Raw genomic sequence first — 25,894 nt, 5'->3', positions numbered from 1 at the left:
ACTAGACCCCTGATCGTCGCTATCAGTTTCTTATGGACACTAGTGAATTAAAGATTACGGACACAGTTGTTGGTACTGGTAAAGAGGCTGTTAAAGGGGCTCTTTTGATCTGTCAATATGAAGGGTTTCTTGAAGATGGTACGAAGTTTGATTCTTCTTATGATCATGGCAGACCTTTTCAGTTTGTGATCGGTTCTAAACGTGTCATTAAAGGTTGGGACATGGGCCTCATGGGTATGCGTGAAGGCGGAAAGCGCACTCTTTTTGTTCCTGCACACTTAGGATATGGAGAGCGTAGCGTGGGAAAAATCCCTCCCAACTCCAATTTGCTTTTTTACGTCGAGCTTTTGGAGGCTCGCCCGCGCGAATAGATGTTCCTATACTGATATACATATCAGGGAGGTAGGAAATGAATTCGCCGCAAACAATGCACACGATCTCTATCAATAAATTCGGAGGATCTGAGGAGTTGAAGCCCCAAGACCTTCCCTTACCCACTCTTGATGCTAACGAAGTTCTTATCCGCGTCGAATATGCAGGTGTTGGCCCCTGGGATCCCGCTGAACTTCATGGTGAATTTGAACAATATAAATCTGAAAAGTCGCATTTCCCCTATATTTTAGGTTCTGAAGGTGCAGGTGTTATTGAAGCCGTGGGCACAAACGTAAAGAATTTTAAAATTGGCGACAAAGTCTACGCCTCAGGCTTTCTAAATCCCAAAGGGGGATTTTATGCAGAATACGTCGCCATTGACGAAGATCTTGTTTTTCATGTTCCGAAAAATCTTTCTCTAGAACAAGCCGCTGTCATGTCCGGCGTCGGCATCACCGCATTGCGCGGAATCGAAGACACTTTAAATCTTAAACCCGGAGAATGCATTTTGATCTTCGGAGCCAGTGGCGGCATCGGGCATTTGGCTGTGCAAATTGCAAAACGCTTAAAAGCGCGTGTCGTGGCCGTAGCATCGGGAAAAGACGGCGTGAACCTAGTTAGTAAACTAAATCCCGACGTGGTTTTAGACGGGCATTCTGAAGATCTCGTTGAACAGATCAATCAGAAAATTCCAGACGGCCTTGATGCAATTCTTCTGACGGCTGGCGGAAAACAAATCAAAGAACTTTTTAAATGCCTAAAACCCCAGGGAAGAGTCGTGGCCCCCAATGGAGTGACTCTCCCAACTGAAACCGTTCCTTTAGTGAAAACTTACGATGGGAATGTCGAACATGAAATCTTAGAACGCTTTCATAAGATGGCGGAGTCAGGAAAATTCGAAGTGCACGTGTCACAGATTTTCCCGCTCGAAAAAGTCGTCGATGCTCACCAGGCCTTGAGTGAGCATCATTTAGGTAAACTTGCACTGAAGGTGCACTAAAAAAGCACAAGGTTCTAGGCCTTGTGCTTTTATTTTATCGTTGAGAATGCAAAGCTAACTGAGACGAATAAAGAGTGTTGAAGTCGCGATTGATTTCAGCATATCTTTTTTTTGCTTCGATATACTTTTCCGTCGCCTCCATCACATCGGGTGAGTTTTTAACTCCCCGTGCGTATTCTTTTAAAGTCGCATCCAGATAAGCCTGTGACGCTTTAATATTTTCTTCGGCGTCGTGCACAAAAGAATGCAAGGTCTTTAAACCATCCATAACGGCCTCTTGATCTGCCTGAGTTTGTTTAATTAAGTAATCAAGCTCTTTCGTCTTTGCGGCTGTTTCCTTTTGCAGACTTCCGCGCTCTACGCCAGCATCAACGGCTTTACCTAAAGACCAAGACGCCTTCAGGCCGAAGTAGGACTCCCGGCGTTCTGAAGCTGAAGGAATGTCACGCTCTTCTCGTTGGTTGGGCTCTGAATATCCAGCATATAGATCTAGTTCTGGTAAATATCCTGACTTCAACTGACTTTTGCGTGCTTCTGAAATTTCAACCTCGGTACGCGCTTTCTTGACGTGGGGTAAATCCGCGACTTTCAGGGGCTGAATGTTAATCTCCCAGTCATGCACATGTTGGAAAGGACCTTGTGGCACAACCGCATCATTCTTCCCTAATGCAATCCCCAGTTTTTTTGAAAGATTGCGGATGTCTTTCTCAACCAAGGAAATCTCTTGTCGGATCAAAGACATCTTCATCTGAAATTCTAAGCGATCCGTGCTGGTCGCAACGCCTGAGTTGATGCGACGATTGGCTTCGTTTAGATTCTTCTGTGATAAGGCCAAATGGTTTTCTAAAGAACTTTTAACTTCCATTTTGAAAACCAAAAGCCAATAAATCTCATAAGCTCTTTGCAGTTCTTCCTGAACCGATCTTCGCTCGTCAGACAGAGCACTTTTTGTTTCGAGCTCACGCAATTGTTCTTCTTTTAAGTCTGATCCACCCCGGAAAAGATTGAGGTTTGCCTCGACCTTCCAAGACGATTGTGTGTCTTCCACTTCACTTCCAAGTTTAAAATTCTCTTGAGAAACTTCAGCACTGACATCGGGCAAGAAGGAGCGGCCGAAAGTCCCCTCCCTCGCCTTTTTCGCTTCTGCTTTTTCTTTCATCGCTTCGACAACGGGGTTTTTAGCTTTGATCAGCTCTTCAATTTTATCAAAAGAAATGCTTTCTGCTCCCCAAGCCGTGGATTTACATCCCAATGTTAGAAGAATTAGAAAATATTTTTTGAATTGCATTACAACCTTCTATTTTCGAGGTTCCACAGTGAACTTCAGCACGTCATCATGTCCGCTCACGGAATCAGAGATATTGACGATCAACGTGTAGCGATGCGCGCCCTTTGCATCAAAACTCGACTCAAGCACGTTTCCATTTGCTTTAAACTCTAGAGCTTCTTTCTTCTTAGCTCTGGGAAGCTCGGCAGACAGTTTGATTTTAAATCGGCTTGCATCCGCAGGTTTTAAATCCTTCGAATAAAGATAAACTTTGACCTCACTTCCCTTAGCCACAACTTCAATATGCGACTCTTCTAAAGATTTGATAACGCCGCCTTTTGGAGCCTGCACCATACCGGGTGCATCATGATGTCCCTCGTGCGCCAGAGATGAGATTGAGAAGCAAAATACCAGTGCAAAGATAAGATTTTTCATAGTGTATTCCTTTTATTATAAGATTTCTGATTTATTAGTTTCTTGAGTGTATTTTTCTGCCGACTTTTTACCGAAGCGGTAAAAGAGTGTGGGCGTCAGCACAATATCCAATAAGGTCGCCGTGATAAGACCACCTACAATGACGACAGCAACGGGGTGAAGAATTTCACTCCCCGGCTCTCCTTTGGCAAAAACCAGAGGCAATAAGGCCAATGAAGCAACACAGGCGGTCATCATCACAGGGACCAGGCGCTCTTGCGATCCACGGATGATCATTTCTTTAGAGAAAATTTCTCCTTCATATTTCATCAGATGCAGGTAATGCGAAATCATCATAATGCCGTTTCGCGAAGCCACTCCGCAAAGGGTGATGAATCCGACAAGACTTGCAACTGTGATGGTGCGATCCGTGAAGAACAACAGAATAATTCCGCCGATAAATGCAAATGGAATCGTGATCATAATCTGTGCGGTGATGGTTCTTGATTTAAAGTGCGAATAAAGAACCAGGATGATACCAGCAAGTGAAATCAAACCAAAAAGCAAAATATTACGAGTGGCTTTTTGCTGACTTTCAAATTGCCCGCCGTACACCACGTAGTAGCCTTCGGGTAGCTTCACTTTTGCTAAAACTTTATTCTGTAGATCCGCGATAAGACTTCCCAGATCTCGTTTGTTCGCATTAGCGGAAATGACGATGCGACGTTGTCCATTTTCGCGATTGATCTCGTTGGGCCCATTGGTCTCATAGATATCTGCGACCTGCTCTAGCAACACCTTTCTTCCGTCGGGCATGGTCTTGATGACCGTCTTCTGCATCTGCTCCAGAGTCTGCTTTGAGCTATCATCAAATCTGTAAAAAACGTCATACACCTTCGTGCCGTCGAGCACTTGCGCCACGGATTCTCCATTGAAAGCCCCTTCTAAAAGAGAGGTGATTTCGCCGGGATTCATACCGTATTGCGCGGCCTCTTCACGAAGAACGTGAATTTTAACTTGTGGAATCAAACCTTGGCTTTCGATACGAAGATCGACTAGGCCAGGAGTTCCTTCCAAGGCTTCTTTCACTTCTGCGGCTTTTTCTCGTAAAGTCGTCAGATCGGGGCCGAAGATTTTAATGGCGATAGCCGCGTTCACACCCGAGAGCATGTGATCAATAAGGTGGCCGATCGGCTGACCAATATTTACGGCAAGACCCGGAAGACCCTGATTCAGATTTTCCCTGATCTCATTTATCACCACTTCCCGACTTCGTCCCCCCGCATGGAAGTCCACATCCATTTCGCTGACATGAACACCCATAGCATGCTCGTCCATCTCTGCGCGCCCCGTGCGGCGAGAAACTGATTTTACTTCTTTGGATTTTAGGATTAGCGCTTCAGCTTGGTTGCCGTATTCATTGGACTGTTTCAAGCTTGTTCCCGGCAGAGCACTGATACTGACCATCGCCGTCCCCTCGTTGAACTGAGGTAAAAAGTCTTTACCCATAAATGGCAAAAGACTTAGAGCAACCACGATGAGTCCCGCTGTGAATATCATCACTAGGTTTGACCGGGGAAGGGCCCACTCCAATACTTTTTTATCCCATTTTTTTAATACCTGAACAAATCGAGTGTCCTGATGTTCTTTAAGGTGAGAATGGCCTAAAAAGTAAGAAGCCAAGACAGGTGTCACAGTCAGTGAAACTATCAATGAAGAAAGAAGTGCGGTGAGATAAGCAACGGCTAAAGGAGTGAAGAGTCTTCCTTCTAAACCGGTTAAATTAAACAGCGGCAAAAATACCATGACGATAATCACTGTCGCCAGAACAATGGAGTTTCGAACTTCTGAAGACGCATCGTAGATAACCTTCAGGGCTGAACGTGGCTGAGTGAGTTTCGCATTTTCGCGAAGCCTGCGGAAAACATTTTCTACGTCAACAATCGAGTCATCTACCAACTCTCCAATAGCGATTGCCAAGCCCCCTAAAGTCATGGTGTTTACTGAAAGACCAAACCATTTAAACACCAGAGCCGTCGCCAAAAACGAAACCGGGATGGCAGTGAGCGTAATCAGTGACATGCGAAGATTCGAAAGGAAAATAAACAGGACAACGAAAACCAAAATAGTTCCCCATTTTAGTTTTCCTTGAATTCCCTGAATTGAAGTTTGAATGAAATTGGCCTGTTTAAAGACATCCGTATTGATAACTAAACCTTTCGGGAGCGAAGGACTGATTTCTTGAATCGCTTTTTCAACACCTTCCGTGATTTGCACGGTGTCGGCTCCCGGTTGCTTCTGTATAGTCATAACGACGGAAGGTTTTCCCATGAAACTGCCTTCACCTCGTTTCAATTTCGGAGCTTCCACCACCTCAGCCACATCTTTTACAAAAACCGGACGGCCAAAATGCAGACCAATCTTTGTATTCTTGATATCGTCCACCGTTTCTACAACGCCAATATTGCGCACCAAAAACTCTTGCCGATCTTTTTCTAAAAAACCACCCGTGGTGTTCTGACTGATCTGAGAAAGCTCCTTATCGATCTGCTCCAGACTCACTTGGTACTTATTTATTTTTTGCGCGGACAGAAGAATTTGATATTGCTTTAATCCTCCCCCGATAGATATGACCTGCGCTACTCCGGGAATAGTCATCAAGCGAGGGCGAATAACCCACTCGGCGATGTTACGCACTTCCATAGGATTGATGGAAGAATCTTCCGAATAAAGAGCGATTTGCTGGATCTGCCCCATTAAGGAAGCAATGGGACCCATAGTTGGAGAAATGTCTTTGGGTAAGCGCTCTTTTGCTAAAGCCAGTTTTTCTTGGACCAACTGACGATTGCGATAGATATCCGTATTCCATTCAAATTCAACATAGATAGCAGATAGACCAATCCCGGATTGAGAACGAATTCTTTCGACTCCAGGAAGGCCATTTAAGTAGGACTCTATCGGAAATGTGACCCGAGTTTCGACCTCTTCAGGAGCCATTCCGTGAGCTTCGGTCATGATAGTGACTGTGGGCCTGTTGATGTCAGGAAAAACATCAATAGGAAGATGGTTCACGGTGACGGCTCCGTAAACGACGATAAGAGCTGTGGCGGCAACCACGAGTAGCCGATGGTTCAAGGCGAACCTAATAATAGCGTTCAACATGCGACAACCTCAGTTTCGCTAAAGAAAATGATGAAAATAATTGCTGGAGAATGTTGGCTTAGATTAAACGCGCGGAGGTTGCCATGGTTTTTCCAATGGCAATATCGAGTGCAACTGGGACTCTTTTAAAAACCCCGGCTTGTTAGGCATAATAAAAGCTGAAACTTTCACCGACAACTCAGTTACTAGGACTGAGCAGTGGTGCATGTGACAGTGACCAAATAAACAAAATCCCAGATCCCCACTATGTGATTCACCTTCGGAATGATCCGCATGATCATCGTGGGCGATGCCAGCCGTGCTGCCAGCTTCGGTAGCTATTTTATCTGTATGACATTGTGCCAGAGACAGATTTGACATCACCACTTGAAACGAAAAAAGCATCCCTAAAGCCAATAAAAATGGCTTTACCAGATGCTTTAAAAATGAGCGCAATAATGAAGGCGTCATATCTTTTATGACTGTATGCCTACGACCGGGTTCCGTCAAGATTCAAGGCCTGTCTTGACGCAGAAGTCTCAGTCTGAAATAACCGTCTTATGAAAGCTCTTTCTATCTTCGTTTTCTTACTCCTCTCATCCTGCTCACACTCCTCAATTAAACCGACCCACTATGAGCAATTTCCTCGCACTCCGTTAACACCATTTCAGGGTGAAGTTCTTGATTTTTACTCAACCAAACAAGCCTACGGAGAGTTTTCCAACTTCGCCCTTTTTCCGGTATACGTTGACAATCAGTGGTGGCCTACAAGTGAACACTATTATCAGGCCCACAAGTACACAGATCCCAAGCTGATAGATTGGGTGAAGAGCGCTCCGACCCCGATGGAGGCGGCTTTGCGTGGACGCGATAAAAGCACTCCCAAACGCGCGGACTGGGAAGCCAGAAAAGATAGCATCATGGAAAAGGCCGTGCGTGATAAATTCAATCGTTATCCCGATTTAAAAGAGCTTTTACTTTCAACGGGTGAAGCAAAAATATTCGAGCACACTCAAAACGATTGTTATTGGGGCGACTGCGGCGATCGCACCGGAAAAAACAAGCTGGGATTGCTGCTAGAAAAAATCCGCAGTGAACTAAGAGCTTCGTTAGCTGGTACGCAAAACTAGAAGTGGACATTTTAAATGTCCCAAAAGACTATGCGTGGTTGAGCCCCACAGCAATCGATGTTTAATATCTCGGACCGGTGAGGTCACTGCCGTGATCCAGATCTTGTTGCGTTCGGCGTAGTTTGCGAGCGTATAGGCCACACTCCTTTGCTCTTTTAATATTTCCATGCTGCATTCCACACCGAAATTTTGAAGTTGCTGAGCCGTCTCAAGTAAGACTCTGCGAGCTTTATCAAAATTCGCCACCGGACGCAGACGCTGCCCTAGAATTTTTCTTTTTCTTAAGATGTGCACAAGGTGTATGCGCGCCTTGAGCGGTTCGACGATCTTAGCAAACCGACGTAACGCCCTCAGACTGGGAGGTTCGGAGGCGTCAACAGCAAACAGAACCGCTGGCGCGGAGCTAAACTCTTCATGCACCGGATCTGCCACGTTGACGACAAGTAAAGGAACTGGAGATAAAAAAGATGCTGTTGAGGGGATGCCACCTAAAGATCCGTGAGCTAGATTTTGATGGCCATTCACTCCGAGAATAAGAAAATTCGTTCTTTTCTTAAAAATCCATTCTGAAATAGTACGAACGACGTCGTCGTCTGTGGATGAGGGAGCTTCAAGAATTTGAATGTCTTGATATTCTAATCTTTCCTTCAGACCCGAAGCCAGTGAATGCTCAATGTCTTTCACGATTTCATCATGGCGTTCTTTGTAAGTTTCTGAAGAAAACGGGAAATAACTTTTATGAACGACAGAGACAACGCAAAGTTCATCCAGAAATCCGTCTTTTTTCAAATGGCGCACTTGTTCACAAAGAGTCTCAAGTGAGCTACTTTCTCCGGCCATGGGATTGAGTGCAAGCATTCCTCGTCTCATTCTTTGAAGCATAACATATTTTCTGACTATTCATGCCGTGGGTTTTATGTTCGTCAACACTGGTCTTATCTCTATGACAGGATTGAAAGATGACATTAAAACTAAAGATTAGAGATCATGACCTATGACTTGGTGGATTCTCTCTTTCTTCGTTTATGCACTCCTATCCCGTTTCATTATGCGATCTCCCACTGTGATCTGGAGACTTCTCTTTGCGGCTCCTTTTGCAATCACTTTCATTGAAGCGATCAGTTCATTTTTGAATCGCCAGTGGCCAGAAAACCGTGACGGCCTTTCTGATTTCTTTGCTTGTATCGTTATGGGTATCGGCATGTGTGTCAGCATCTATGCGGGAGCTTATTTTTCAAAAGACGATGCAAAAAGATTCTTTCCGCTCTTGTTCTTTTTTACTGGATCTATGCTGGGCGTTCTTTGGGTTGACAATATTTTCATGTTCTTCACTTTCTGGGAGGCCACGGCCCTTTGTTCATTTTTATTAATCGCTTTTCATTATGAAGACAGTGACACCCGTAAGAGCGCGCGGCAGGCCTTGATTGTAAACGCAGCAGGGGGCCTCTCACTCCTAACGGCGTTTCTTATTTTAAATCAAATGACCGGAAGCACTTCTCTCGATGAAATCATTCGTAGCCAGAATGTTAAGATTCATGAAAGTCCCCTCCTGATTTCTTTAATTGTCTTTGCTGCTATCACTAAGTCCGCCCAGTTTCCCTTTCATTTTTGGTTGCCTAACGCCATGAAAGCCCCTACGCCCGCCAGTTGTTATTTGCACTCAGCGACGATGGTTAAATTGGGAGTGTTTCTTTTGGCCCGCTTTTCTCCCCTATTTCAGGAAACGACTCTTTGGATTGTTCTGCTTGTGACTTTGGGAGGAATCACATCGCTGGGAGCGCTTTTTATTTCCCTGTTGAAAACAGATTTAAAACAGATGTTTGCCTGGACCACTGTGAGCGCCCTAGGTTCAATATTTATTCTTCTTGGAATTCCTCATGAGTATTCCTGGAAGTCTTTTGTCTCCTATATCTTTGCCCATAGTTGCTATAAAGCGAGCCTATTTCTATGCGTGGGAAATATCGATAAGCAAATTGGGACACGCAGTCTTTATAGCATTAACAATCTCACACAAAGAATGCCCATCACTTCGGCGGCGATGATTTTATCACTGGGATCTATGATTGGGCTTCCTTTCACCTTAGGTTTTCTAGGAAAGGAATACTTACTAACCTCGGTGCTGCATCTTAAAGGCGAAAACACCCTTCTTCTGATCGTGCTGGTCTGCACAGGAGCCCTTTCCATTGTGGTCGCCTACCGCCTTTTGAAATTGATATTTAAAAAAGATGCTAGGCCGAATCGTAGTTTGCGGGAAGCCCGGTTTTCGATGTGGGCTCCCGCATTGGCTTTGGCGATGGCGGGATGGATTTCGAACTTCTTCCTTAATGATATCAATGAATACTTTTTAAAACCTATCGTCTCTTCCATTTTATTGAAAAGGACAGATCTGGAGCTTCAAGCATGGACAGGTTTTAACATGGGTTTGGTTCTAAGTATTTGCACATTCCTTCTGGGCGGCATTCTTTCTTATTTCCTGGTACGGCGGTTAAGTCATATCGAGATCTGGTTGCGATTCGATCAGCAGCGCAAAGAAAAAAACGAAGTCTTACCTGTCTTAGCGAGTTGGTTCACAGAAGTTTTTCAGAATGGCAAACTAAGTAATTACTTGTACTGGTTGCTTTTGCCCCTTGGGATTTGGACCTTCTGGATGGCGTTCATGCAGGAATCACTTTCGTTGCTGAAAGCACCCGATATTTCGTCCGGGCCAGAGCTTTTGGCAGCCATCCTATTACTTGCTGGCCTTGTACCGCTTCTGAAGAGTTCGCGTCCTCTTTTGCAGGTGATGGGACTGGGACTCGTGGGATATGGGGTTGGACTTTTCTTTATTTTAGCGGACGCCCCCGATCTTGCGATGACTCAGATGGCGGTTGAAACCGTGTCGCTGTTGGTTTTCATTCTGTGCCTACAGCCATTGAAAACAAAACCTTTGCCGCTACCGGAAACTTATCAGATTCTTCGCGGGGTGTTTACGGTCCTTTCATTTTTTAGCATGCTTTGGCTGGTTCCTATTTTAGAAAAAGGCAAAGTTCCTTCGTTAATCTCTCCCTACTTTGCTGAAAACGCTCCCACACTCGGCAAAGGATCCAATGTCGTTAACGTCATCCTTGTAGACTTTCGAGCTCTTGACACCATGGGGGAAATCACCGTTCTTAGTATCGTGGCACTAGGAGCTTCGATTCTTTTTAAAAGATTGCGAAAAAGAGAAAATCCATTCACTCACTCACCTATCATAGATATCGCGACAAAACTTTTCTTAGTAATATTTTCCTCCATATCTGTCTATCTCCTATTGCGCGGTCATAACAATCCAGGCGGAGGTTTCGTCGGCGGTTTGATCTTAGCCATTGCATTGATCTTTCATTCCTTGGTCTTCGGAGAATTCTCTACGAGAAAAATTCTGTTAGGATCATCCCACCACTGGATGGTCGCGGGTTTAGGACTTTGTTTTGCCTCTGGGATCGCCCCGGTTCTATTTAAGGATCTTCCTCCTTTAACAAGTCTATGGCTTCCCGGGCCTGTATCCTTAGGTCTTCCGGTGGTTTTCGATGTCGGTGTTTACTGTGTCATCGTCGGCGTAATGACGACGGTGTTCTTTGCATTTAACGGAAGGACCTTGCGATGATTCTTTCTGTGATTTTTGCTGCAAGCATCTGGTTGATACTTTCAAGAGAATGGCTGCGTGTTATTATGGGCCTTTCACTGCTGGGGCACGCGACAAATTTATTTTTACTAAGCAGTGGATCTGAAAACGATATCCTTCCGCAAGCGCTCATACTTACTGCCATTGTCATTGGCTTAGCAATTCAGACGGTCCTTCTAATTTTTGCTTATTTCGCCCGCCAAGCCCAGAACATCGACGATCTGGATGACATGAAAGAGGTCGAATGATAGCAGTCCTTCCCGTTGCTATATGTTTTATAACTGCCTTGTGCAGCTGGCTTTTAAACAGCCATTTAAAAGCGCAACGCCTGCTTGCGTCCTTCGGCTCGTTTGCGGTCTTAGTGTCCAGTGTTTTTATTTTTTGGAAAGTCTGGCAGTTAGGGCCTCTGACCCTCGCATTCGGCAACTGGCAACCACCATTTGGAATCACATTTCGAGTGGACTTATTAGGCGCGGCTCTTTTAATTGTTTCATCACTCATTTATTTTAGCGGCGTTTTAGTCTCAATAGCTTCGTTAAATCTTCGCGTTGAATTGCGCGGATATTATCCGTTATTTCATTTTTTGATTTTAGGCGTTCTAGGCGCTTTTTCTACCGGGGATCTTTTCAACCTTTACGTGTGCTTTGAGATTCTTCTGATGTCGTCGTTTTTTCTAGCATCCTTGATAAAAAGTAAAAATGCTCTTCAGGGATCATTTAAATACGCCGTCTTAAGTGTGATTTCTTCATTTATTTTTTTAGGTGGGATCGCCTTAATTTATAGCGGCACAGGCACATTAAACTTAAATCAACTTTCTGGAGTTTCTATTTCCGTTTCGGATTCAGCATTTCCGGTAGGACTGGGACTTTTAAGTTTTGCTTTTATGATCAAAGCTGGGCTTTTCCCATTTTATTTTTGGCTTCCCGCTTCGTATCCCTACGTGGTGACTCCGATGGCGGCCGTTTTTTCTGGACTGTTAACTAAGGTTGGATTGTATGGTTTAGTCCGAGTTCTTGCACCTCACTTAAGCATCATCGATTCTTCTCTGCCCTTTTTGATTCAAGCATTAGCGCTTATTTCAATGCTCCTTGGAGTTTTAGGGGCCATTTCCCAAGACAATATGAAAAGCATCTTATCCTTTCATATTATTTCGCAGGTTGGTTACATTGCCTTAGCCCTGGCCTTGGGAACTGGCTTGGGGCTTGCCGCCTGCATCTATTATCTTTTGCATCACATGGTGGTGAAGACGAATCTTTTTTTTGTGGTTTCCTATATCGAATCAAACGAGAAGCGAAATCAGATTTCAAAAATTGGTGGCTTGTTAGAGCGAGATCCTTTGCTAGCGCTTCTTTTTGCGATTCCGGCGCTCTCATTGGCGGGTGTTCCACCACTTTCAGGTTTTTGGGCTAAGGTTTTTGCTTTAAGAGCCTTGTTAGAGTCAAGAGAAGTGCTCGGAGTTCTTTTTAGCTTGGCCGTCAGTCTACTCACGATGATGTCGATGCTAAAAATTTGGTTAGGAGCATTCTTAAAACCCTCTCCCCACTATCATAATAATCCAAAGCCAACGCGCTGGAGATGGTTTGTCGTCCCCATAATTTTACTTAATCTATGGACGGTGACGATGGGACTTTATGCGGATCAAGTTTTTGAAGTCGTACAAAAGATATCTTTAGATTTACGTCCCGGAGAGAAAACGCCATGACGACGAAGTTACGATTGATTATCGAAATATTCGTTCTTTTTATTCACGATTTTTTTATTGCCGTTTATGAAGTGGCTTCCGCCCTTTTTTATCCTAATGAAGACCTCCATCCCGTGATTGTGCGGATGCCGACTCTTCTAAAGAACAAGAAAGCGTTGTGGCTTTTTTCTTTGATAATCTCTCTGACGCCTGGTTCTTTGGTGGTGGATTTATCAAAAGACCAAACGGTGCTGTACATCCACTTCTTTCATGCGCCGGATAGCGAAAAAGCCATAAATACTTTAAAAATGCGCTTTGAGCAGCGCTTGTTTAAGCTTTTTCATTCAAAGGACAACGTATGATGTGGATCTTATCATCACTGCTAATCATAGCTTTGGCCCTTGGAACTCGAAGGCTCTTGCTAGGTCCCACCCAAGCAGATCGAGCCGTCGTTTTTGATTTACTGACCGCAGTATTAATTGCGGCGACGGTTTTAATCGCCATTGTCGTTAACGATCACAACGTGATGAGCTTAGTCATTGTCCTTGCCGTTCTTTCATTCGTAGGCACTTCGTTATTTGCTTTTTATATTGAAAAGACCAGGGGGTCTTGATGAAATTCCTCGTCGACGTTCTGCTATTTCTGGGAACTATTTCAATTCTTTTGGCAGCTGTAGGTGCGATGAAGTTTCCGGATACATTAACCAGAATCGCAGCCATTACTAAGGCATCAACACTGGGATCTGTTTGCTTTTGTCTGGGTGGTGCGCTGCACTTTATGCATCTGGAAACGGCATTAATATTAATTGTTTCTTCTTTGATACTCGCATTAGGCATCCCTATCAGTTCACATTTGATAAGTCGCTGCCGCGTGAAAGAGGGATCAAAGCCCCACCTTCTTTATTTAAAAAGAAACGACCATGAAGAAGATTTTATTGCAAACAAGCCACCGCACGCTTCGCATTTAGATTAGGTGCAAAAATAGTTCTGGCCCGGGTCACATTGTTTTTAGTGACGTTAGTACTTATTCCAGCGCCCGACTGATTCTTTAATGGCAGCATAGCCTTTAGCTCCAGAAAAACCGAATTCACGCAGTAACCATTTGGATCACTGACGGTATCATTCATGAAATTGACCGGGTCGACACGCACGCCTTTTTTTGTGCCCAGATATTTGGCCACAAATGAGCTGACGTTAAACTCGGAAGGACGATTTTGCAGCAAGACAGTCACTTTGTTTGTTAGAGGCTCTATTTTAATGAGATTAAGGTCTGTTTTACGAAGACAGACAATCACTGTCGAGGACGCATACACTTCGCTGCTAGTGACGAAGACCGAAGGCCTTTTCTGAACAGACGCTCCTTGCGCATTCTTCGGCATCTTCAATAGGACACTGGCATAATTAAAGCGAATTGGATTTCCGTTTGCGTCGGTTTTCGGTAAGCCGTCATAGGGGTCCCTCGCCGAATTCAAGTTCATCGTCACCGCACCGACCTCATAGCGGCGAATAAAGCGCCGGTCAGCATCGACGAGTGAAATTTCCGTCGGCGCTTTGCCAGACTGAAACAGCGAAGAGGTCGTGGCATCGGCCGATACGCGCAGCTCGTTAGCCTCCGCCGTTTTATCGGCGTCGCCACTTTCGGACCACGAACGCATCGTGCGTTCTGATCTCAGCACACGATCTAAGGTCGTGTAACGAAAAACCGAATGAGTTGCGTCTGCTAAGCAGACTTCAGGGGACTCTTGAGGAGTCAATGAACTTAACCCAAAATAGAGACCGTCATTTGCCGACAAGAGATCTTCTGTCGGCTCTAGACGAACGATATTGCGCACATCATTTTCGACATTTTTAATCGCCAGGGACATGTCGATCTGTGCCGAACTCCAATCATCGAGATTCTTCTTTTCAGAGAAAAAGTAATAAATAACCTGCACAGTGCCTGCAATCACTAAAGTTGCTAGTGATACAGCCAAAAGCAATTCGATCATGGTAAATCCGCGACTTGATTTCTTCATCGTTTAAAAATCACAATCTGATTTGTAAGAATAGTTTTACCCTCGCCATCACTCCAACCCCAAACCTTCAATGTCACTTTACGTAAAGTGTCCGAGTATTTTGGAAGCTTTAATGACGACGAACTGAAAGACGCATCGATAGAAGAAGCTGGCAACACCTCCCACCCTACAAACACCTGATTCGCTGCCAGAGACGGCTCGGGACATTCTGAGGAATTTAGATCCACAACAGATTCAGACACAAAGGTTTTATCTGTTTTATAAATACGCATCAGGCATTTTCCAATCGGAACTATATCGCCTATCTGTAAACCTTTCAGCTCAATGACATTGTCGGTAAGAAGTTCTTTTAAAACAATCGCGCGATCCACGTGAGTCACGTGTTTGCGCGATGTAAGAACGAAGAATAGAAAGATTGAAACACCAATGACAGAAATGCCAATGGCCATCAGGACTTCAATTAAAGTCATACCGCGTGAATTCATCATTTGGCATTCCTTGTTTCAATAACCGGTTGATCCACACCCACAATAGAACCCACGTTCCTAAAGTCGTCGTCTGGCGAAGTATGAACAAAAATATAACTTCCATTATTCACTGTGGGAGCGACAGCATAGCGGTCATAAAGTTCCGTCGGTGTTGATGGTGAAAGGTAGGCCGCATTCTCTAAAATACACGGAGTGAAAGACGGTCTGTTCTGATAATAAGAACTCATATTATAAGTGAAATGTTTATGTGAAAGGTCGAAATAATTCAGACTGACACCGCGGCCGTCAGTCAGCCTATGAAGAGGCGTGTTGAGATCTCTTTTACCCGGAACGACCGTCGTGTCGAAATCGACATAGATACGAATTCCTTTAAGCATTAAATCGGATTCATGTCGAGCACCGCCGATAGAAGGATGTGCATTTTGCTCCCAAAAGACATTCGGATAGTAACGTCGAGGCAAATGTCCGCCGTCATAATAACGTGAACCCGCTGGAGGCAAGGCCGAAATCGGATCGGTGTATGTCGGCATCGAGGCCATCTCAGAAATATTGTAAGTCATGTAGGGTGGCAAGGGATGACCGGCCATCGTAACCATGCATTGATTAGCAATAAACTGTGCAGCTGACGAATCAGGTCCATTCCACAATCCCTTCAATATGAAGGGTCTTCCAGCATCCACCGTCGCTGTCGTAATAAGACTGACATTGTTTAAATGATAGCGACGATAGCCGTACTTGAAACCATCCTCTTCGTGACGTGGATCAGTCAGGTTATGAAGAATCGGACGAATCTTTCCACCTGAAGAGGGCCAGCGGGATTTCAAATAGCTTTCACTCATAGGAACATAAAAAGGACTGACTAAATGCACTTGCTCGGGTGATAGCAGCACCATGGAGATCCCCGGCTTCGCACCCCCGGTCGCATCCATATTAAAAAATACTTCACGCAAGCGGCCTGTATCTGTATCTAACGGCGATGTGGTATCAGGCTGAACCCCACGCAGGGTGATCGTGTCTTCGCCGACAACCCACAAGGCTAATTTCTTTCTGGCGACACTATCGGACAGTGCCCCGACCATAAGACCTTGATTATTACTTTGTCTTATTTCGGTTGGGACTTTTGCATAAACCACTCGGCGTAAGAGTCGGTTGGCGACACTCGCATTTGAAAGTTGACCCGCGTTGAAATTATTTAAGCTTAAAGACTCCATGTCCACGCGTGATACGCGAGTGCACTCAGTCCCCGCTCCGTTGGCGACATACTGTTTTTGAAACTCGCTATCCCAGATTGCGCAGTCTTCATAGGCATTCACAGGAGAGCTGATAACCTGACCACAGGCCCTGGCATCTTCCTCTAACGCCTCTAAGTTGTCCCAATTCATAGTCGGAGATGGCACCACTTCGGCATCAGAAGTGTATAAATAGCCTTCGAGACCGGCATCTTTTCTCCACTCTCTAAACCCTTTTGGAAAGTGCTCGGAGTGAGAACAATACTTCCCCGAGGTCAATGCATCCGGGCGCGACATACAAGTTGCATTCATACGGATCCCGAACTTGTTGGCATCAGCATATTCGTAGTAAAAAATAGAATAGCGATCGACGTCATTAAAATAGCTGCCCGAATCCGTTGCACTCCATGCTTGTAATGGAGGATTTCCGCCGAACAACGCCACCGGGTACACTAATTCGCGCAAACTTGATTTCGTGTTAGGTCCGGAAGTTTCGTTGACGACTTGATCACGCAAAGATTCGGCGACGGTCGAACTTTTTGTAAAGACCATGGACCCCGCACCGGAAGAGCCAACAGAAACAGCAGGTGTGCCCCAAGCATTGGAATAAGGCGCTAACAGCGTGGGTAAGTTCCCCACACCGGCCCAACTGGCGTTCGGGCGTGGAAGACTCCAGGGAGCATAGTAAATTCCTCCCGTGAACTGCATGCGATCACCTTGGACCACTGTGCCCCACTCACCTGGCCAAATCGGTGCGGAGCCTGCCCATCCAGTATTGGGGTTCGGCCGGTGGATCATGGAATAGCCGACTAAAGGTCCTTTGGTGTAAATACGACGGTCTTTAGCGATTAAAGCGGAGGGAGTCTTGGGACTGTACGCCCTCTGTAAAACCACACTGCTAGAACTTCCTGAAAAAAGCAGATAATCTGAGACATCTAAAACTTTAACGTGTTTACGAAACTTCGATTTCAGCTTCCGGTAAGTTCCAGTCGCCGTCATTTCAAAGTTTTTCGTCGTAAAATTAAATACGGTGTCGACTCTCCAAGAAACACCGTTCGGGAGTTCACCTTCGACACTGAAGGACTCTGCCTTCAAGCATTGACTGTCAGGCGGTGGCTCCCACAATCTGCGGGCTAACGCGGATTCCATCACCGCAAATGAGGAGCTTGTCGCCTCATCAAGTAGCACTTGGTCAAAATCAAGAGACTTGTAATTATAGTCCTTAGTAAACACATCCAAAGACGTCATAAGGACGATCACTCCGACGACACAGAGGACGGATACGATAAGAAGGGTTCCTTGTCCCTTTTGCCCTAAAAACCTGATTTTGTTCATATACAAAGAATAATGAATTTCCCCAATGATGGTAGCTTTAATTTCCTCTCGAAAACAGTTTTTCTGGATTGAGCTTGTATTCGAAGAGCTGACAAGGGCAATTACAATATAAACGAGGTATTTACGGGAACATTCAAACGAGACAGCAGAGATCTTGCGCTCTTCGACGAAAAACAGCAAAGCTAAGACGTTATTCAAATTCGAATCTTCCAATCTAAACTGCGCTTTCCTCCTTCCTCCTTTCATCACAACGCAGTCTTGAGAACCGAGATATATTTTGAGTATTGATCATGTGATGCGCAGATTCGACTCCATCACAGATCGAAGAACCACTTCCACAACACATTTAAAAAAAGTGTTTTGCTAAACACAAATCTAATTTCTCCGACTGTTAAGTATCGTTCCCCATAGGTAAACATGTTTCAGTGATATCGCAGTGAAACGTGGGAACCCATCAGCGAAAAAGTGTAATTAGATCACTGCGTATCTAAAAAACATCAAAGTCATTTTCGCATTTTCTGATTTTATGAAGATGCACCCCCATACACCGAGTAATAGTGCACGATAACGGCAGCTTAGTGTCTGTCGAAAAAATCTGATAAGAAGTGAAATGTCCAGAGTGCCCATAAAGCATTCATACTTATGGAGGATGTGATTTCTCCACAGTGCTTTCACAATTGTGATTTTGCGAACATAATTTAAATTCCACCTTTTAAAAAATCGAGAATTCGTTTACAAACTCCGCCATCTCAAAAACAAAATTGGTACGTCACCGGAAAATCTAGGGCCGCTGTCGTCTGCTAAACACGGAGTTTTTAATGATCAAGAACGTTTTGAAGTTATCCTTAGTTGCGCTTATTCTTTCAGCAAGTGGCGCTCACGCTGACGAATTCGATGGTGGCAGCCCTGAGTATGATCCTCGTCCAAATCCACACTACTCTGAAGCAGAAATCCAAAGAAAGATTGAAAATGAGATGGCAGTCGCTTGCCGAGGAAACCTTTGCTCTATCGTAGGTACCGACAGTGCGGGTTCTGGTTGGACTGTGAGCTTTCAAGTAGGTTACGGCAACAATCCAAATGGCACGGGCAACAACTTCTACATCGGCGAAGGCAGCAACAACGCCAACAACAGCGATTACTATGCGGGCATCACTGTGACTTACAAAAATTACGTTTGTAATTCGACTTTACGTGTGACGCCTTCTGTTTACCGTTTCGTTAATACATATATGTACAACATGGTAAATACGGATGGTTCAACAAAACGTAACTTTTCTCCCGCAGATCAAACCGTCATCTTATTCTACACGACCATGTTGAACAAAGTTGATAACTGCAAACCAACTAACTAAGCGTTAGTTGGCCGGTTTTATCCGTACCTCCTACCATTTTCTGAACGTATCTGAGGATTCATGAAGCATGTTTTTGCAATTTTAGTCTTGATGGGAATTTCTGCGCCGGCCTTCAGCGTGGCTCAGCAAATTCCCGCTCATCAGACGACACTTCTGAGTCCCTTGCCGTTCACCAACCGCGCCCAGTGTGCGATTGACTCAGAAAAGCCGACCTCTTCTATCTTCGTGATGATTGACGGATATAACGCCGCTAAAGTCGCAAATTCTGTCGCAAAGCTTTCGGGGCTTGATACAGCAGCTTATTCGGCTAAAGCGATGAAAGAGTTCCGTCTTTCAGTCGCGTATATGACGTTAAATATTATGAACAAGATGGTGCGCGGCCACCTCCCTGTTTTACCCGCAAACTTAAAATCTGCGAACCTTCCAAAGTACCTTCAAGTATCCCGTAACTGTGAACAATCCAAAGGAAATGCTTGCGCCGACTTGCAAGACTACTTAAGCCAACTTTGGTACAATGCTGGAAACCGTGCCGCGATTACCTCTATTGACCGCTTCACGACAGCCAACTTCCCGCTTCATGCTTCTAAAGACCGTCTAGGCTGTTATTACGTTAAAAAATTCTCTGCTCTTCAAGGACATCTGCATAACGCTGAAGTCACCGCAAGCAATCTTCAAGACATCGCTCTAGCTTACATGAACGAAGCTGATTATATCACAGGCTGTTTTGATGCTGACGATACGTTGAGCAACCGTTTCGTCACTCTTCAATTGGATTGGGCGACAAACCCACAATCTTTAGAAATTCAAGGTTTTGATTTCTGGAACAGTTTAAAGATTTACATGTCCTGGGCTTGGAGAAATACGAACGAACTTGAAGTGATGAGCCCGACATTCGGTAAGCTCTTTAGATCCATTGCTCTTGAAGAAGCTGTTCTTTATACACCGAACGGCTGCCGCAGTATGACCCCACCGTCTTGCGATAACCAATACCTTTCTATCAACAGTTTGCGTGAGCTAGCGAAAGCCACTGGCGGAAATAATAGCGAATTCTTCGATACAGTGCCTGCAGGAACTGACGCTGAGATGCTGGAAAAAGGCGTTCGAGGCGTTAATAACGATTTCCTAGGGACTCAATCTTTCGATAAAGCTGAAGAGTGGTTGTCGAACTTCCGTAAAAACCTGATTCAGTCGCGTGGTATTATGAAAAATAAATACCAGTCGGCGATGACGAACCTGAACCTGCTTCAAGATCAGCTAGGCATTCAAGGCTTAACAACAAGTGTTTCTGCTGATATTAAAAATCATGGCTCCACTGAGCAAATGATGAATGAGTTGTACTACATGTGTACAGAAATTCGTCTTGCGGGCGATGAAACACTGGACTTCTTAAAGTCAGACATTGAACGCGTTGCTCAGCTTAAAAACATGACGCAAATGCCTTACTCTGAGAAACGTTCCTTGAGTGAGCATGTGAACTACTTCAAAGAAGTTTCGGCGCGCGTTCTACCTGTGTGTAACGAGCTTGAAAAAACGAACTTCTGGAATAAAACTGGGTACACAGTTAACAAACTGGGATTCGCTCCTTGGGCTAAAGACATGTTGCAGATCAATGCAGCAGGCACAGAGGAACAAGGCACCAAATTCACGCCCACGGCGTTCAATGGAACTCCCCTTCTTTCTTGGAAAACAAATGCCGGTTCCTCTTCAGCTTCTCAAGTCATCTGCTACAACTCTATCGATTGCACTCGCTTGATGATTAAGAGCATGGTCGACCTTTACGCGGTTTCAACCTATGCCGATGCCTTGATTCCTCTTGCAGGCAAATCTTCAGATCCAAATCTCTTCAACCCATACTCTGAATTGAAAACATGTAAGATGTATGATCCTTGGTATCAAACACAACGAATGAACAAAGTGTTTATGACGGATCTTGCGAATACCGCTCTTTTCGGGTGGAATATCCTTCCGATCTATATCGATGTTGACTTCAAAGCTCCTCGCGTAGCCTCTTTCAAACAGTTAGTTCAGGACGGAACAATCAAATTTGACCCTCGTTTTGAAAAATCAAAAATTCAAACGTCGATTGTCGCAGATTTTGGGCCGTTAGTAGGTGCTCCCTGCGCTCTTTCTCTAAATAACAACGGTCTTCGAACTTTTAATTTCTATGCGTTTTCTGGAATCACTTTGAACTATTGCGATGGAAAGCAACAGACCGAGGTTATTTCAAATAACCCAAGTGATTTTGCTACCGGAAAAGACAATGCCCGCTCGTTCTGCGGCGGATGTACGATGAACTTTATGGCGGTTGCGGGCGCATCGACGGCTTCTCTTTCTGTATTTAATCCGGCTAAGTTTGTGGTTTACATGGTTCGTACATTCCAGAAGTACTTCCATGCCAAGAAAGATAAAGTAAATATCCCTAAATCTTGGAACGTCAATGCGGCCTATGCTGCTGAAGTTTATAAAAAGTACGGTCAAATTCCTTCTCATTGCGTAGATCAATTGGGTAAAGGTTTAAAATGCTTCAGCGATACGTGTGCGGCAAAGGCCGCATCGGTCTTTGAAGAAACTTTTAATACGAAAGTTCACTCTGTCTATATTCGTGAGGACGATCGTCATCCAAGTCATATTTCAGCAAACACTCAGCGCGAAGCTTGGATTAAGTCGGATCTGTGCAAAGGCGAAAGTATAGTGCGCTTCACTTGCAATGAACGCAAAGTTGAAAACACCAAAGTTCACTCTATTCGTGGATTTCACAAATCTTGCCGCAATGTGATTGGAGATCGCCGATGAAATTGATCTTCGCTCTTTTCGTCACTTTTATAGCCCTATCGTCCGCGCACGCTTGGTCCATCACTTCTCAAGTCAAAGTAAGTCAGAGTGGCCAGTTTCAAGACAGTGTGACTCTGTACTGTCGCCCTGACGAGGCTCTTTGCAAGAACGTGTGTAACGATGCGAACTCTTGCTGGAAAGAGCAAGATGTCTGCTTCAACTGCTTGGGCATGGCCAACAATGTTTTGCGCACCGTTTTTACAGAATTAGAAAGACTTTATAGAAACACAAATCAAGTTATTGAAGTCAAAGATATCGAGAAAGTCTTTCGCAAAGACCACGTCTTTATCGCCGCTCGCAGCATTTATAACTTCTATATGGATTTAAACAAGGATGAGGTTCAAACATTGTTCCAAAGTCTTTGCCCGAATCGCAGTGCACAACCACTGGTCGTTTTAGGCAAGAACTCAAACAACGAGCCCGTGCAGATCAAATATATCATTTGTGAAGGCACGGGACAGTATAACCAGGACATGTATGTCCTGGAGTATGCTCCGCAGACTGAAATTGGTAACGGTAATTTAAATTTAAACAAACCTTAAACGGTACGTTAGCTCAAAAGGAGAAAAAATGACTAACTTTATGAAACTTGCAGCAGCTGCAATGCTTTTCACCGCTGCTCAAAACGCGAACGCAATCTCTTTGCGTTTTAAATTCAAAACTTTCAGCTCTGGCCCAGACATTTACGCGTGTAACGCGGGTCTTCGCCACGAAGCTTCTGCTCACAAAGTGTGCTACTTCGAAGACACTAAAACGGCGTGTACTCCACAAGAGTGTAACGGTACAGTTTGTAACACTCGTTGCGTTTGTACTAACGACAACGGTGGTGAGTACCTTATGGACTACATGAAAGGTTCATACAGCACTTGGAACCAATCAAAAGTTGAGTGGAACCAAACTTGGACTTCGACAACAGCTCAAGCAGGTCAAGGCGCTTACAACACGCTTGTTCCTCACGCTGACGCTTTCAAAAACAGAATTAAAGAGTTGAGCTTCAACCTTGGTTCAGAGCTTTACGGTGCTGAGTACTTCGTAGACATCTGCTACCGTGGCCCTCAAATTGAGTACTTCGAAGATGGCGTTACTGCGAACTGGTCTTTGCAAGCTCAAGCGACAGCTACTGATTTTATCGCTAATGCGGTAAATGGTGGTGACAACACTCAAGACGGTTTGACTATGAACCCAACAGGTATCAAATACACGACTTTGGCTGGTTTGAAAGTTCAAGCTATCACAGTGTGTGACCTTCAAGGTATGGGTCAAATCCAAAAGTCTCGTAACAACGCGGGTTACTACAACACGCTTGACAACGAAGCTTCTTTCTCTAACTGGAATTCACCAATGCAAGCGTCTGGTGACTTCTACACGAAGTCAAATCAAGTTCAAATCAACTCTGTTGCTAACTTGATCAACTCGACTATCGACAACAGCACAAAAGCTCCACGCTTCTGCCGTATCCGTTACATCTTCTCTGAAACTGACGGTGCAGCAGGTTCTCAAGTTTTGTCTAAAAACTTGCGTAAATGGCAACGCCACGGTGCTGAACTTTGCACATACACTAAGATTGAAGAATCTGTAGAGCAGTAATTATTAGAGACTCCGTCAGAGAGCCTTACCGGCTCTCTGCTCAAAGGAAGACTGAATATGAAAATTTTAAATACAAAATCTATCTTTCTTTTTGGAGTTCTTCTGTTAATGGCAGGCGAGGTTTTCGCCTGCCGCACTTCTCGTGATATGAAGCACAGCTTTGTGATCGACTTCACACAAGCCCCTGTCATTCGTCCTTATGGAGATGGCACGAACTCGACAATTCTTCCGCAAATGGTGGAAAAATGTACGGAAAGCGCGGGCAAGTATTTGATGTTGAGTAAAGGCGTGTTCATGCCGACGCAAGTTTCCGACGTCGCAGATATTTTTCTTGATGGAGATATCCCTACACCCAATCTTTGCCGAATCGAAAATCCGATTTTCGCAAAAGGTGTAGATTTCGATCAAAAGAAATCTCTGGTCCTACGCCAACAAAAATTCTTAAAACAATGCACATTCATCTCTGTCGCCGAACTGAACGGACGTCCCCTTCGTTATAAGCATGAACAAGAGCGCTGCAAGGTCACAAACCAAGGTGCGAGCATTGTGCAGCTTGAGGGCGACTACTGCTTCTTGAATATCAATCCGAGCTACAACCTGGCGGTCACTTTAGGAGTGAAGCCAGAGTGCTTACACATTGACACAATGAAGGAGCTAGGGCTTGAATTCGGCGATATCGAAGCGGCTTTAAACACTTATGTTACGGGTGATGATACGGGCCTTAGCACCGAAGTAGACCCTATCGGTTCATCTCGCTACCGCTACACGTTCCAAGCGCAAGAATCCATGTTGAAGCTGAGTGAAGACATGGGTCCTGAAGCTCCCCGCTTCCCGGACACTTACAATGCGGAATTGAATATGGGTGACTTGCAATTTGCACCCGCCGGTGATCAGCGCTTGGATCTTAACATGTATCTTTCCGTAGATAACTTCCACAACTCGGTTTGTAAAAACGGCCTTTGCGTAAATCCCTCAAACTACAATATTCCCGTAGCGGCAGAGGTTGAGATTTTTAAAATTGAACAGTCTGGCAAGCAAACATTTGTCGACGGCTGGTCCACGGGCGGAATTGCTCAAGGCAGCTGGCAGGGCTTGATGCGTTTTCCACAACAGTCCATTGATGGCGCCAGCTTTGAAAAAGGTCAGGCCTATAAAGTCATAGTGACAATGATAGATCCGTTTGAAGATTTCTACATTTTCTTAAATCGTGCGGAACAACTTTTAGTAGATCTTAAGGGCGTCAATGGCGTGGCCGGTCTGGACACGATCCCATCGTTGAACTCTTTGCATTTACTGCCGCACCTACCGAATTTATTGGGTCTTCCAAACATCACTTCGAATGATATCAATGGCGACTTGGCCACTTCCTTGGCTTTCTTTAAACAGTTGGGCGCGACTCGTCTATGGCCCGCTTTCTATGGAAATTTATGCGACCCAAGCCATGGTCAGTGTTTCCAAGCGAGCAAACAAAAATTCTGGAATCGCTTCACTACTACCTTCACTGTGGGCGACCTGGATGATCAGGGCACATACAAGCTCGAAAACATCCGCTTGGTGAAAGAGTCTCCGAATAAAGTGATCATGGATAAAAAAATTAAAAGTCTTCCTCGTTACACTTGTGAGCCGTTCTAATGAAACTTTTGACTCTTAGTTTACTTTGGATCTTTTCAAGCTCTCTGGCAATGGCTCAGCAGGCTGGGATCAACGCGGTCTCAACATCTGAAGACATTTATGCGTGTAATTTAAGTTTAAACGCCGTTCCTACAGAAAACCCTATTGGCAAGATCATGGGGTCTTTGATTTGGGAAGACTTAACGGTTTCAGAAAGCTCCATTAGTAGAACTCGCAGTGGCGGCTATGTTTTAAGCGATGACGTTGCAGCTATTTTTGATTCTTCAGCACAGTGGAATGCCGCTTTAACTAGCTTGAAACTTTCTTTTTCTACAGAGCAAATGGGCGTTGGATACAATGTTCATGTTTGTTATGTCGGTCCCACGAAAAAAGAAGTGGGTCGTAACGACCAGTCTGAAAAAACTTATGACATCGTCAGCTCGGTTTACCATTCTTTGCCGGACTACGCGAAATTTGCGCAGCTTTACTATCGCACGATCACTCGCTGTGACCTTCGCGGTATGGGCTCTCAATCAGCATCTCGCCCTAATAACCAAACCCGGCCTTCGGGCACTATGGAAGTCGACTATTCCTATACTTCAAACTGGGCAGCTTTCGATGGCTCTTATAAAGAGACCACGGTCATTGTTAATGCCAACCGTCCTAAGAATGTCCCTCGCTTCTGTGAAATCGTTTTTCAGTTTAAAGAGGGCAGCACCGACCTGCGCCCCAATGATTTAAAATACACTGAAGTGAATCTGGGCGTAGATATTTACTAAGGCGTTTGTTTGAAAACTCTTG

23 protein-coding genes are annotated in these 25,894 nt (G+C 44.7%); 15 read left to right on the top strand and 8 right to left on the bottom strand.

Annotated elements, in window-relative coordinates; genetic code table 11:
- Positions 1–32: 32 nt before the first annotated feature.
- Both ACLWBD_RS07910 and ACLWBD_RS07905 read left to right on the top strand, forming a co-directional pair.
- Positions 33–371 (top strand): FKBP-type peptidyl-prolyl cis-trans isomerase, encoded by a 339-nt coding sequence (locus tag ACLWBD_RS07910; protein ID WP_063209792.1) that lies wholly within the window; start codon positions 33–35, stop codon positions 369–371.
- Between the two features lie 38 nt (positions 372–409).
- Positions 410–1,372 carry a quinone oxidoreductase family protein gene (locus ACLWBD_RS07905; protein ID WP_216635275.1) on the top strand — a complete coding sequence of 321 codons (963 nt, stop codon included), beginning with the start codon at positions 410–412 and terminating at the stop codon, positions 1,370–1,372.
- A gap of 34 nt (positions 1,373–1,406) precedes the next feature.
- Here ACLWBD_RS07905 and ACLWBD_RS07900 read toward each other — a convergent pair whose 3' ends face one another.
- The 4 genes from ACLWBD_RS07900 to ACLWBD_RS07885 all read right to left on the bottom strand — a co-directional run bounded on the left by ACLWBD_RS07900 (position 1,407) and on the right by ACLWBD_RS07885 (position 6,665).
- Positions 1,407–2,660: a TolC family protein gene (locus ACLWBD_RS07900; RefSeq protein WP_413570488.1), complete on the bottom strand. Its 1,254-nt coding sequence runs from the start codon at positions 2,658–2,660 to the stop codon at positions 1,407–1,409.
- Between the two features lie 9 nt (positions 2,661–2,669).
- The gene (locus tag ACLWBD_RS07895) at positions 2,670–3,074 is read right to left on the bottom strand and encodes a hypothetical protein (RefSeq protein ID WP_413570487.1); all 405 of its coding nucleotides are present in this window, start codon (positions 3,072–3,074) and stop codon (positions 2,670–2,672) included.
- Between the two features lie 15 nt (positions 3,075–3,089).
- Positions 3,090–6,215 (bottom strand): efflux RND transporter permease subunit, encoded by a 3,126-nt coding sequence (locus ACLWBD_RS07890; protein ID WP_413570486.1) that lies wholly within the window; start codon positions 6,213–6,215, stop codon positions 3,090–3,092.
- 63 nt (positions 6,216–6,278) lie between these two features.
- A complete protein-coding gene (locus ACLWBD_RS07885; protein WP_063209785.1) occupies positions 6,279–6,665 on the bottom strand; it encodes a hypothetical protein in 387 nt (128 codons plus the stop codon).
- An 89-nt stretch (positions 6,666–6,754) separates the two neighbouring features.
- Here ACLWBD_RS07885 and ACLWBD_RS07880 point away from each other — a divergent pair, with 89 nt between their 5' ends.
- Positions 6,755–7,324 carry an NADAR family protein gene (locus ACLWBD_RS07880; RefSeq protein WP_413570485.1) on the top strand — a complete coding sequence of 190 codons (570 nt, stop codon included), beginning with the start codon at positions 6,755–6,757 and terminating at the stop codon, positions 7,322–7,324.
- Here ACLWBD_RS07880 and ACLWBD_RS07875 read toward each other — a convergent pair.
- Positions 7,304–8,194: a universal stress protein gene (locus ACLWBD_RS07875; protein WP_413570484.1), complete on the bottom strand. Its 891-nt coding sequence runs from the start codon at positions 8,192–8,194 to the stop codon at positions 7,304–7,306. The two genes, ACLWBD_RS07880 and ACLWBD_RS07875, sit on opposite strands and share 21 nt — an antisense overlap.
- 178 nt (positions 8,195–8,372) lie before the next feature.
- Between ACLWBD_RS07875 and mbhE the strand changes: the two genes are divergently transcribed.
- Genes mbhE through ACLWBD_RS07845 form a run of 6 tightly spaced genes read left to right on the top strand, consistent with a single transcriptional unit; the run spans position 8,373 to position 13,617 of the window.
- Positions 8,373–10,946, top strand: coding sequence for a hydrogen gas-evolving membrane-bound hydrogenase subunit E (mbhE, locus tag ACLWBD_RS07870; RefSeq protein ID WP_413570483.1), 2,574 nt, complete (start codon positions 8,373–8,375; stop codon positions 10,944–10,946).
- Complete coding sequence (locus ACLWBD_RS07865; protein WP_063209779.1) at positions 10,943–11,212, top strand: sodium:proton antiporter; 270 nt, start codon at positions 10,943–10,945, stop codon at positions 11,210–11,212. Before mbhE ends, ACLWBD_RS07865 begins: the two co-directional genes overlap by 4 nt.
- The gene (locus ACLWBD_RS07860) at positions 11,209–12,666 is read left to right on the top strand and encodes a complex I subunit 5 family protein (protein ID WP_413570481.1); all 1,458 of its coding nucleotides are present in this window, start codon (positions 11,209–11,211) and stop codon (positions 12,664–12,666) included. The genes ACLWBD_RS07865 and ACLWBD_RS07860 overlap by 4 nt, the downstream gene beginning before the upstream one ends.
- Entirely contained in the window at positions 12,663–13,007 is a 345-nt protein-coding gene (locus ACLWBD_RS07855; protein WP_063209776.1) for a Na+/H+ antiporter subunit E, read from the top strand. Before ACLWBD_RS07860 ends, ACLWBD_RS07855 begins: the two co-directional genes overlap by 4 nt.
- Positions 13,004–13,258 (top strand): monovalent cation/H+ antiporter complex subunit F, encoded by a 255-nt coding sequence (locus ACLWBD_RS07850; RefSeq protein ID WP_413570479.1) that lies wholly within the window; start codon positions 13,004–13,006, stop codon positions 13,256–13,258. Before ACLWBD_RS07855 ends, ACLWBD_RS07850 begins: the two co-directional genes overlap by 4 nt.
- A complete protein-coding gene (locus ACLWBD_RS07845; protein ID WP_413570478.1) occupies positions 13,258–13,617 on the top strand; it encodes a cation:proton antiporter in 360 nt (119 codons plus the stop codon). The genes ACLWBD_RS07850 and ACLWBD_RS07845 overlap by 1 nt, the downstream gene beginning before the upstream one ends.
- Here the strand turns inward: ACLWBD_RS07845 and ACLWBD_RS07840 are convergent.
- From ACLWBD_RS07840 to ACLWBD_RS07830, 3 genes are read right to left on the bottom strand one after another with little or no spacing between them, the layout of a single operon-like run.
- Positions 13,577–14,659, bottom strand: a complete 1,083-nt coding sequence (locus ACLWBD_RS07840) for a type II secretion system protein J (RefSeq protein WP_413570477.1) — start codon at positions 14,657–14,659, stop codon at positions 13,577–13,579. The two genes, ACLWBD_RS07845 and ACLWBD_RS07840, sit on opposite strands and share 41 nt — an antisense overlap.
- Complete coding sequence (locus ACLWBD_RS07835) at positions 14,656–15,147, bottom strand: type II secretion system protein (RefSeq protein WP_413570476.1); 492 nt, start codon at positions 15,145–15,147, stop codon at positions 14,656–14,658. The genes ACLWBD_RS07840 and ACLWBD_RS07835 overlap by 4 nt, the downstream gene beginning before the upstream one ends.
- A complete protein-coding gene (locus ACLWBD_RS07830; protein WP_413570475.1) occupies positions 15,144–17,711 on the bottom strand; it encodes a hypothetical protein in 2,568 nt (855 codons plus the stop codon). Before ACLWBD_RS07830 ends, ACLWBD_RS07835 begins: the two co-directional genes overlap by 4 nt.
- A gap of 818 nt (positions 17,712–18,529) precedes the next feature.
- On the opposite strand from ACLWBD_RS07830, the gene ACLWBD_RS07825 reads away from it, so the two are divergent.
- The 6 genes from ACLWBD_RS07825 to ACLWBD_RS07800 are packed head-to-tail and all read left to right on the top strand — an operon-like array spanning position 18,530 to position 25,872.
- Positions 18,530–19,063, top strand: coding sequence for a protease (locus tag ACLWBD_RS07825; RefSeq protein ID WP_413570474.1), 534 nt, complete (start codon positions 18,530–18,532; stop codon positions 19,061–19,063).
- Positions 19,064–19,123: 60 nt separating this feature from the next.
- On the top strand, positions 19,124–21,856 hold the full coding sequence (locus ACLWBD_RS07820; RefSeq protein ID WP_413570473.1) for a hypothetical protein: 2,733 nt from the start codon (positions 19,124–19,126) through the stop codon (positions 21,854–21,856).
- A complete protein-coding gene (locus tag ACLWBD_RS07815) occupies positions 21,853–22,437 on the top strand; it encodes a cation-transporting ATPase (protein WP_413570472.1) in 585 nt (194 codons plus the stop codon). The genes ACLWBD_RS07820 and ACLWBD_RS07815 overlap by 4 nt, the downstream gene beginning before the upstream one ends.
- Positions 22,438–22,465: 28 nt before the next feature.
- Entirely contained in the window at positions 22,466–23,482 is a 1,017-nt protein-coding gene (locus ACLWBD_RS07810) for a protease (protein WP_413570470.1), read from the top strand.
- Between the two features lie 57 nt (positions 23,483–23,539).
- On the top strand, positions 23,540–25,114 hold the full coding sequence (locus ACLWBD_RS07805; RefSeq protein ID WP_063209759.1) for a hypothetical protein: 1,575 nt from the start codon (positions 23,540–23,542) through the stop codon (positions 25,112–25,114).
- Positions 25,114–25,872: a hypothetical protein gene (locus ACLWBD_RS07800; RefSeq protein WP_413570468.1), complete on the top strand. Its 759-nt coding sequence runs from the start codon at positions 25,114–25,116 to the stop codon at positions 25,870–25,872. The genes ACLWBD_RS07805 and ACLWBD_RS07800 overlap by 1 nt, the downstream gene beginning before the upstream one ends.
- Positions 25,873–25,894: the final 22 nt, after the last annotated feature.

Source organism: Bdellovibrio sp. HCB117 (genome assembly GCF_047305915.1).
In the GTDB taxonomy this organism is placed as follows: domain Bacteria; phylum Bdellovibrionota; class Bdellovibrionia; order Bdellovibrionales; family Bdellovibrionaceae; genus Bdellovibrio; species Bdellovibrio bacteriovorus_B.
Note: the sequence above shows the minus strand (reverse complement) of the source record. Positions and strands in the feature narration are given on the sequence as shown.

Coding starts and splice junctions, on each gene's coding strand:
- ACLWBD_RS07910 (WP_063209792.1), top strand. CDS start 33: ATGGACACTAGTGAATTAAAGATTACGGACACAGTTGTTGGTACTGGT.
- ACLWBD_RS07905 (WP_216635275.1), top strand. CDS start 410: ATGAATTCGCCGCAAACAATGCACACGATCTCTATCAATAAATTCGGA.
- ACLWBD_RS07900 (WP_413570488.1), bottom strand. CDS start 2,660: ATGCAATTCAAAAAATATTTTCTAATTCTTCTAACATTGGGATGTAAA.
- ACLWBD_RS07895 (WP_413570487.1), bottom strand. CDS start 3,074: ATGAAAAATCTTATCTTTGCACTGGTATTTTGCTTCTCAATCTCATCT.
- ACLWBD_RS07890 (WP_413570486.1), bottom strand. CDS start 6,215: ATGTTGAACGCTATTATTAGGTTCGCCTTGAACCATCGGCTACTCGTG.
- ACLWBD_RS07885 (WP_063209785.1), bottom strand. CDS start 6,665: ATGACGCCTTCATTATTGCGCTCATTTTTAAAGCATCTGGTAAAGCCA.
- ACLWBD_RS07880 (WP_413570485.1), top strand. CDS start 6,755: ATGAAAGCTCTTTCTATCTTCGTTTTCTTACTCCTCTCATCCTGCTCA.
- ACLWBD_RS07875 (WP_413570484.1), bottom strand. CDS start 8,194: ATGAGACGAGGAATGCTTGCACTCAATCCCATGGCCGGAGAAAGTAGC.
- mbhE (WP_413570483.1), top strand. CDS start 8,373: ATGCGATCTCCCACTGTGATCTGGAGACTTCTCTTTGCGGCTCCTTTT.
- ACLWBD_RS07865 (WP_063209779.1), top strand. CDS start 10,943: ATGATTCTTTCTGTGATTTTTGCTGCAAGCATCTGGTTGATACTTTCA.
- ACLWBD_RS07860 (WP_413570481.1), top strand. CDS start 11,209: ATGATAGCAGTCCTTCCCGTTGCTATATGTTTTATAACTGCCTTGTGC.
- ACLWBD_RS07855 (WP_063209776.1), top strand. CDS start 12,663: ATGACGACGAAGTTACGATTGATTATCGAAATATTCGTTCTTTTTATT.
- ACLWBD_RS07850 (WP_413570479.1), top strand. CDS start 13,004: ATGATGTGGATCTTATCATCACTGCTAATCATAGCTTTGGCCCTTGGA.
- ACLWBD_RS07845 (WP_413570478.1), top strand. CDS start 13,258: ATGAAATTCCTCGTCGACGTTCTGCTATTTCTGGGAACTATTTCAATT.
- ACLWBD_RS07840 (WP_413570477.1), bottom strand. CDS start 14,659: ATGAAGAAATCAAGTCGCGGATTTACCATGATCGAATTGCTTTTGGCT.
- ACLWBD_RS07835 (WP_413570476.1), bottom strand. CDS start 15,147: ATGATGAATTCACGCGGTATGACTTTAATTGAAGTCCTGATGGCCATT.
- ACLWBD_RS07830 (WP_413570475.1), bottom strand. CDS start 17,711: ATGAACAAAATCAGGTTTTTAGGGCAAAAGGGACAAGGAACCCTTCTT.
- ACLWBD_RS07825 (WP_413570474.1), top strand. CDS start 18,530: ATGATCAAGAACGTTTTGAAGTTATCCTTAGTTGCGCTTATTCTTTCA.
- ACLWBD_RS07820 (WP_413570473.1), top strand. CDS start 19,124: ATGAAGCATGTTTTTGCAATTTTAGTCTTGATGGGAATTTCTGCGCCG.
- ACLWBD_RS07815 (WP_413570472.1), top strand. CDS start 21,853: ATGAAATTGATCTTCGCTCTTTTCGTCACTTTTATAGCCCTATCGTCC.
- ACLWBD_RS07810 (WP_413570470.1), top strand. CDS start 22,466: ATGACTAACTTTATGAAACTTGCAGCAGCTGCAATGCTTTTCACCGCT.
- ACLWBD_RS07805 (WP_063209759.1), top strand. CDS start 23,540: ATGAAAATTTTAAATACAAAATCTATCTTTCTTTTTGGAGTTCTTCTG.
- ACLWBD_RS07800 (WP_413570468.1), top strand. CDS start 25,114: ATGAAACTTTTGACTCTTAGTTTACTTTGGATCTTTTCAAGCTCTCTG.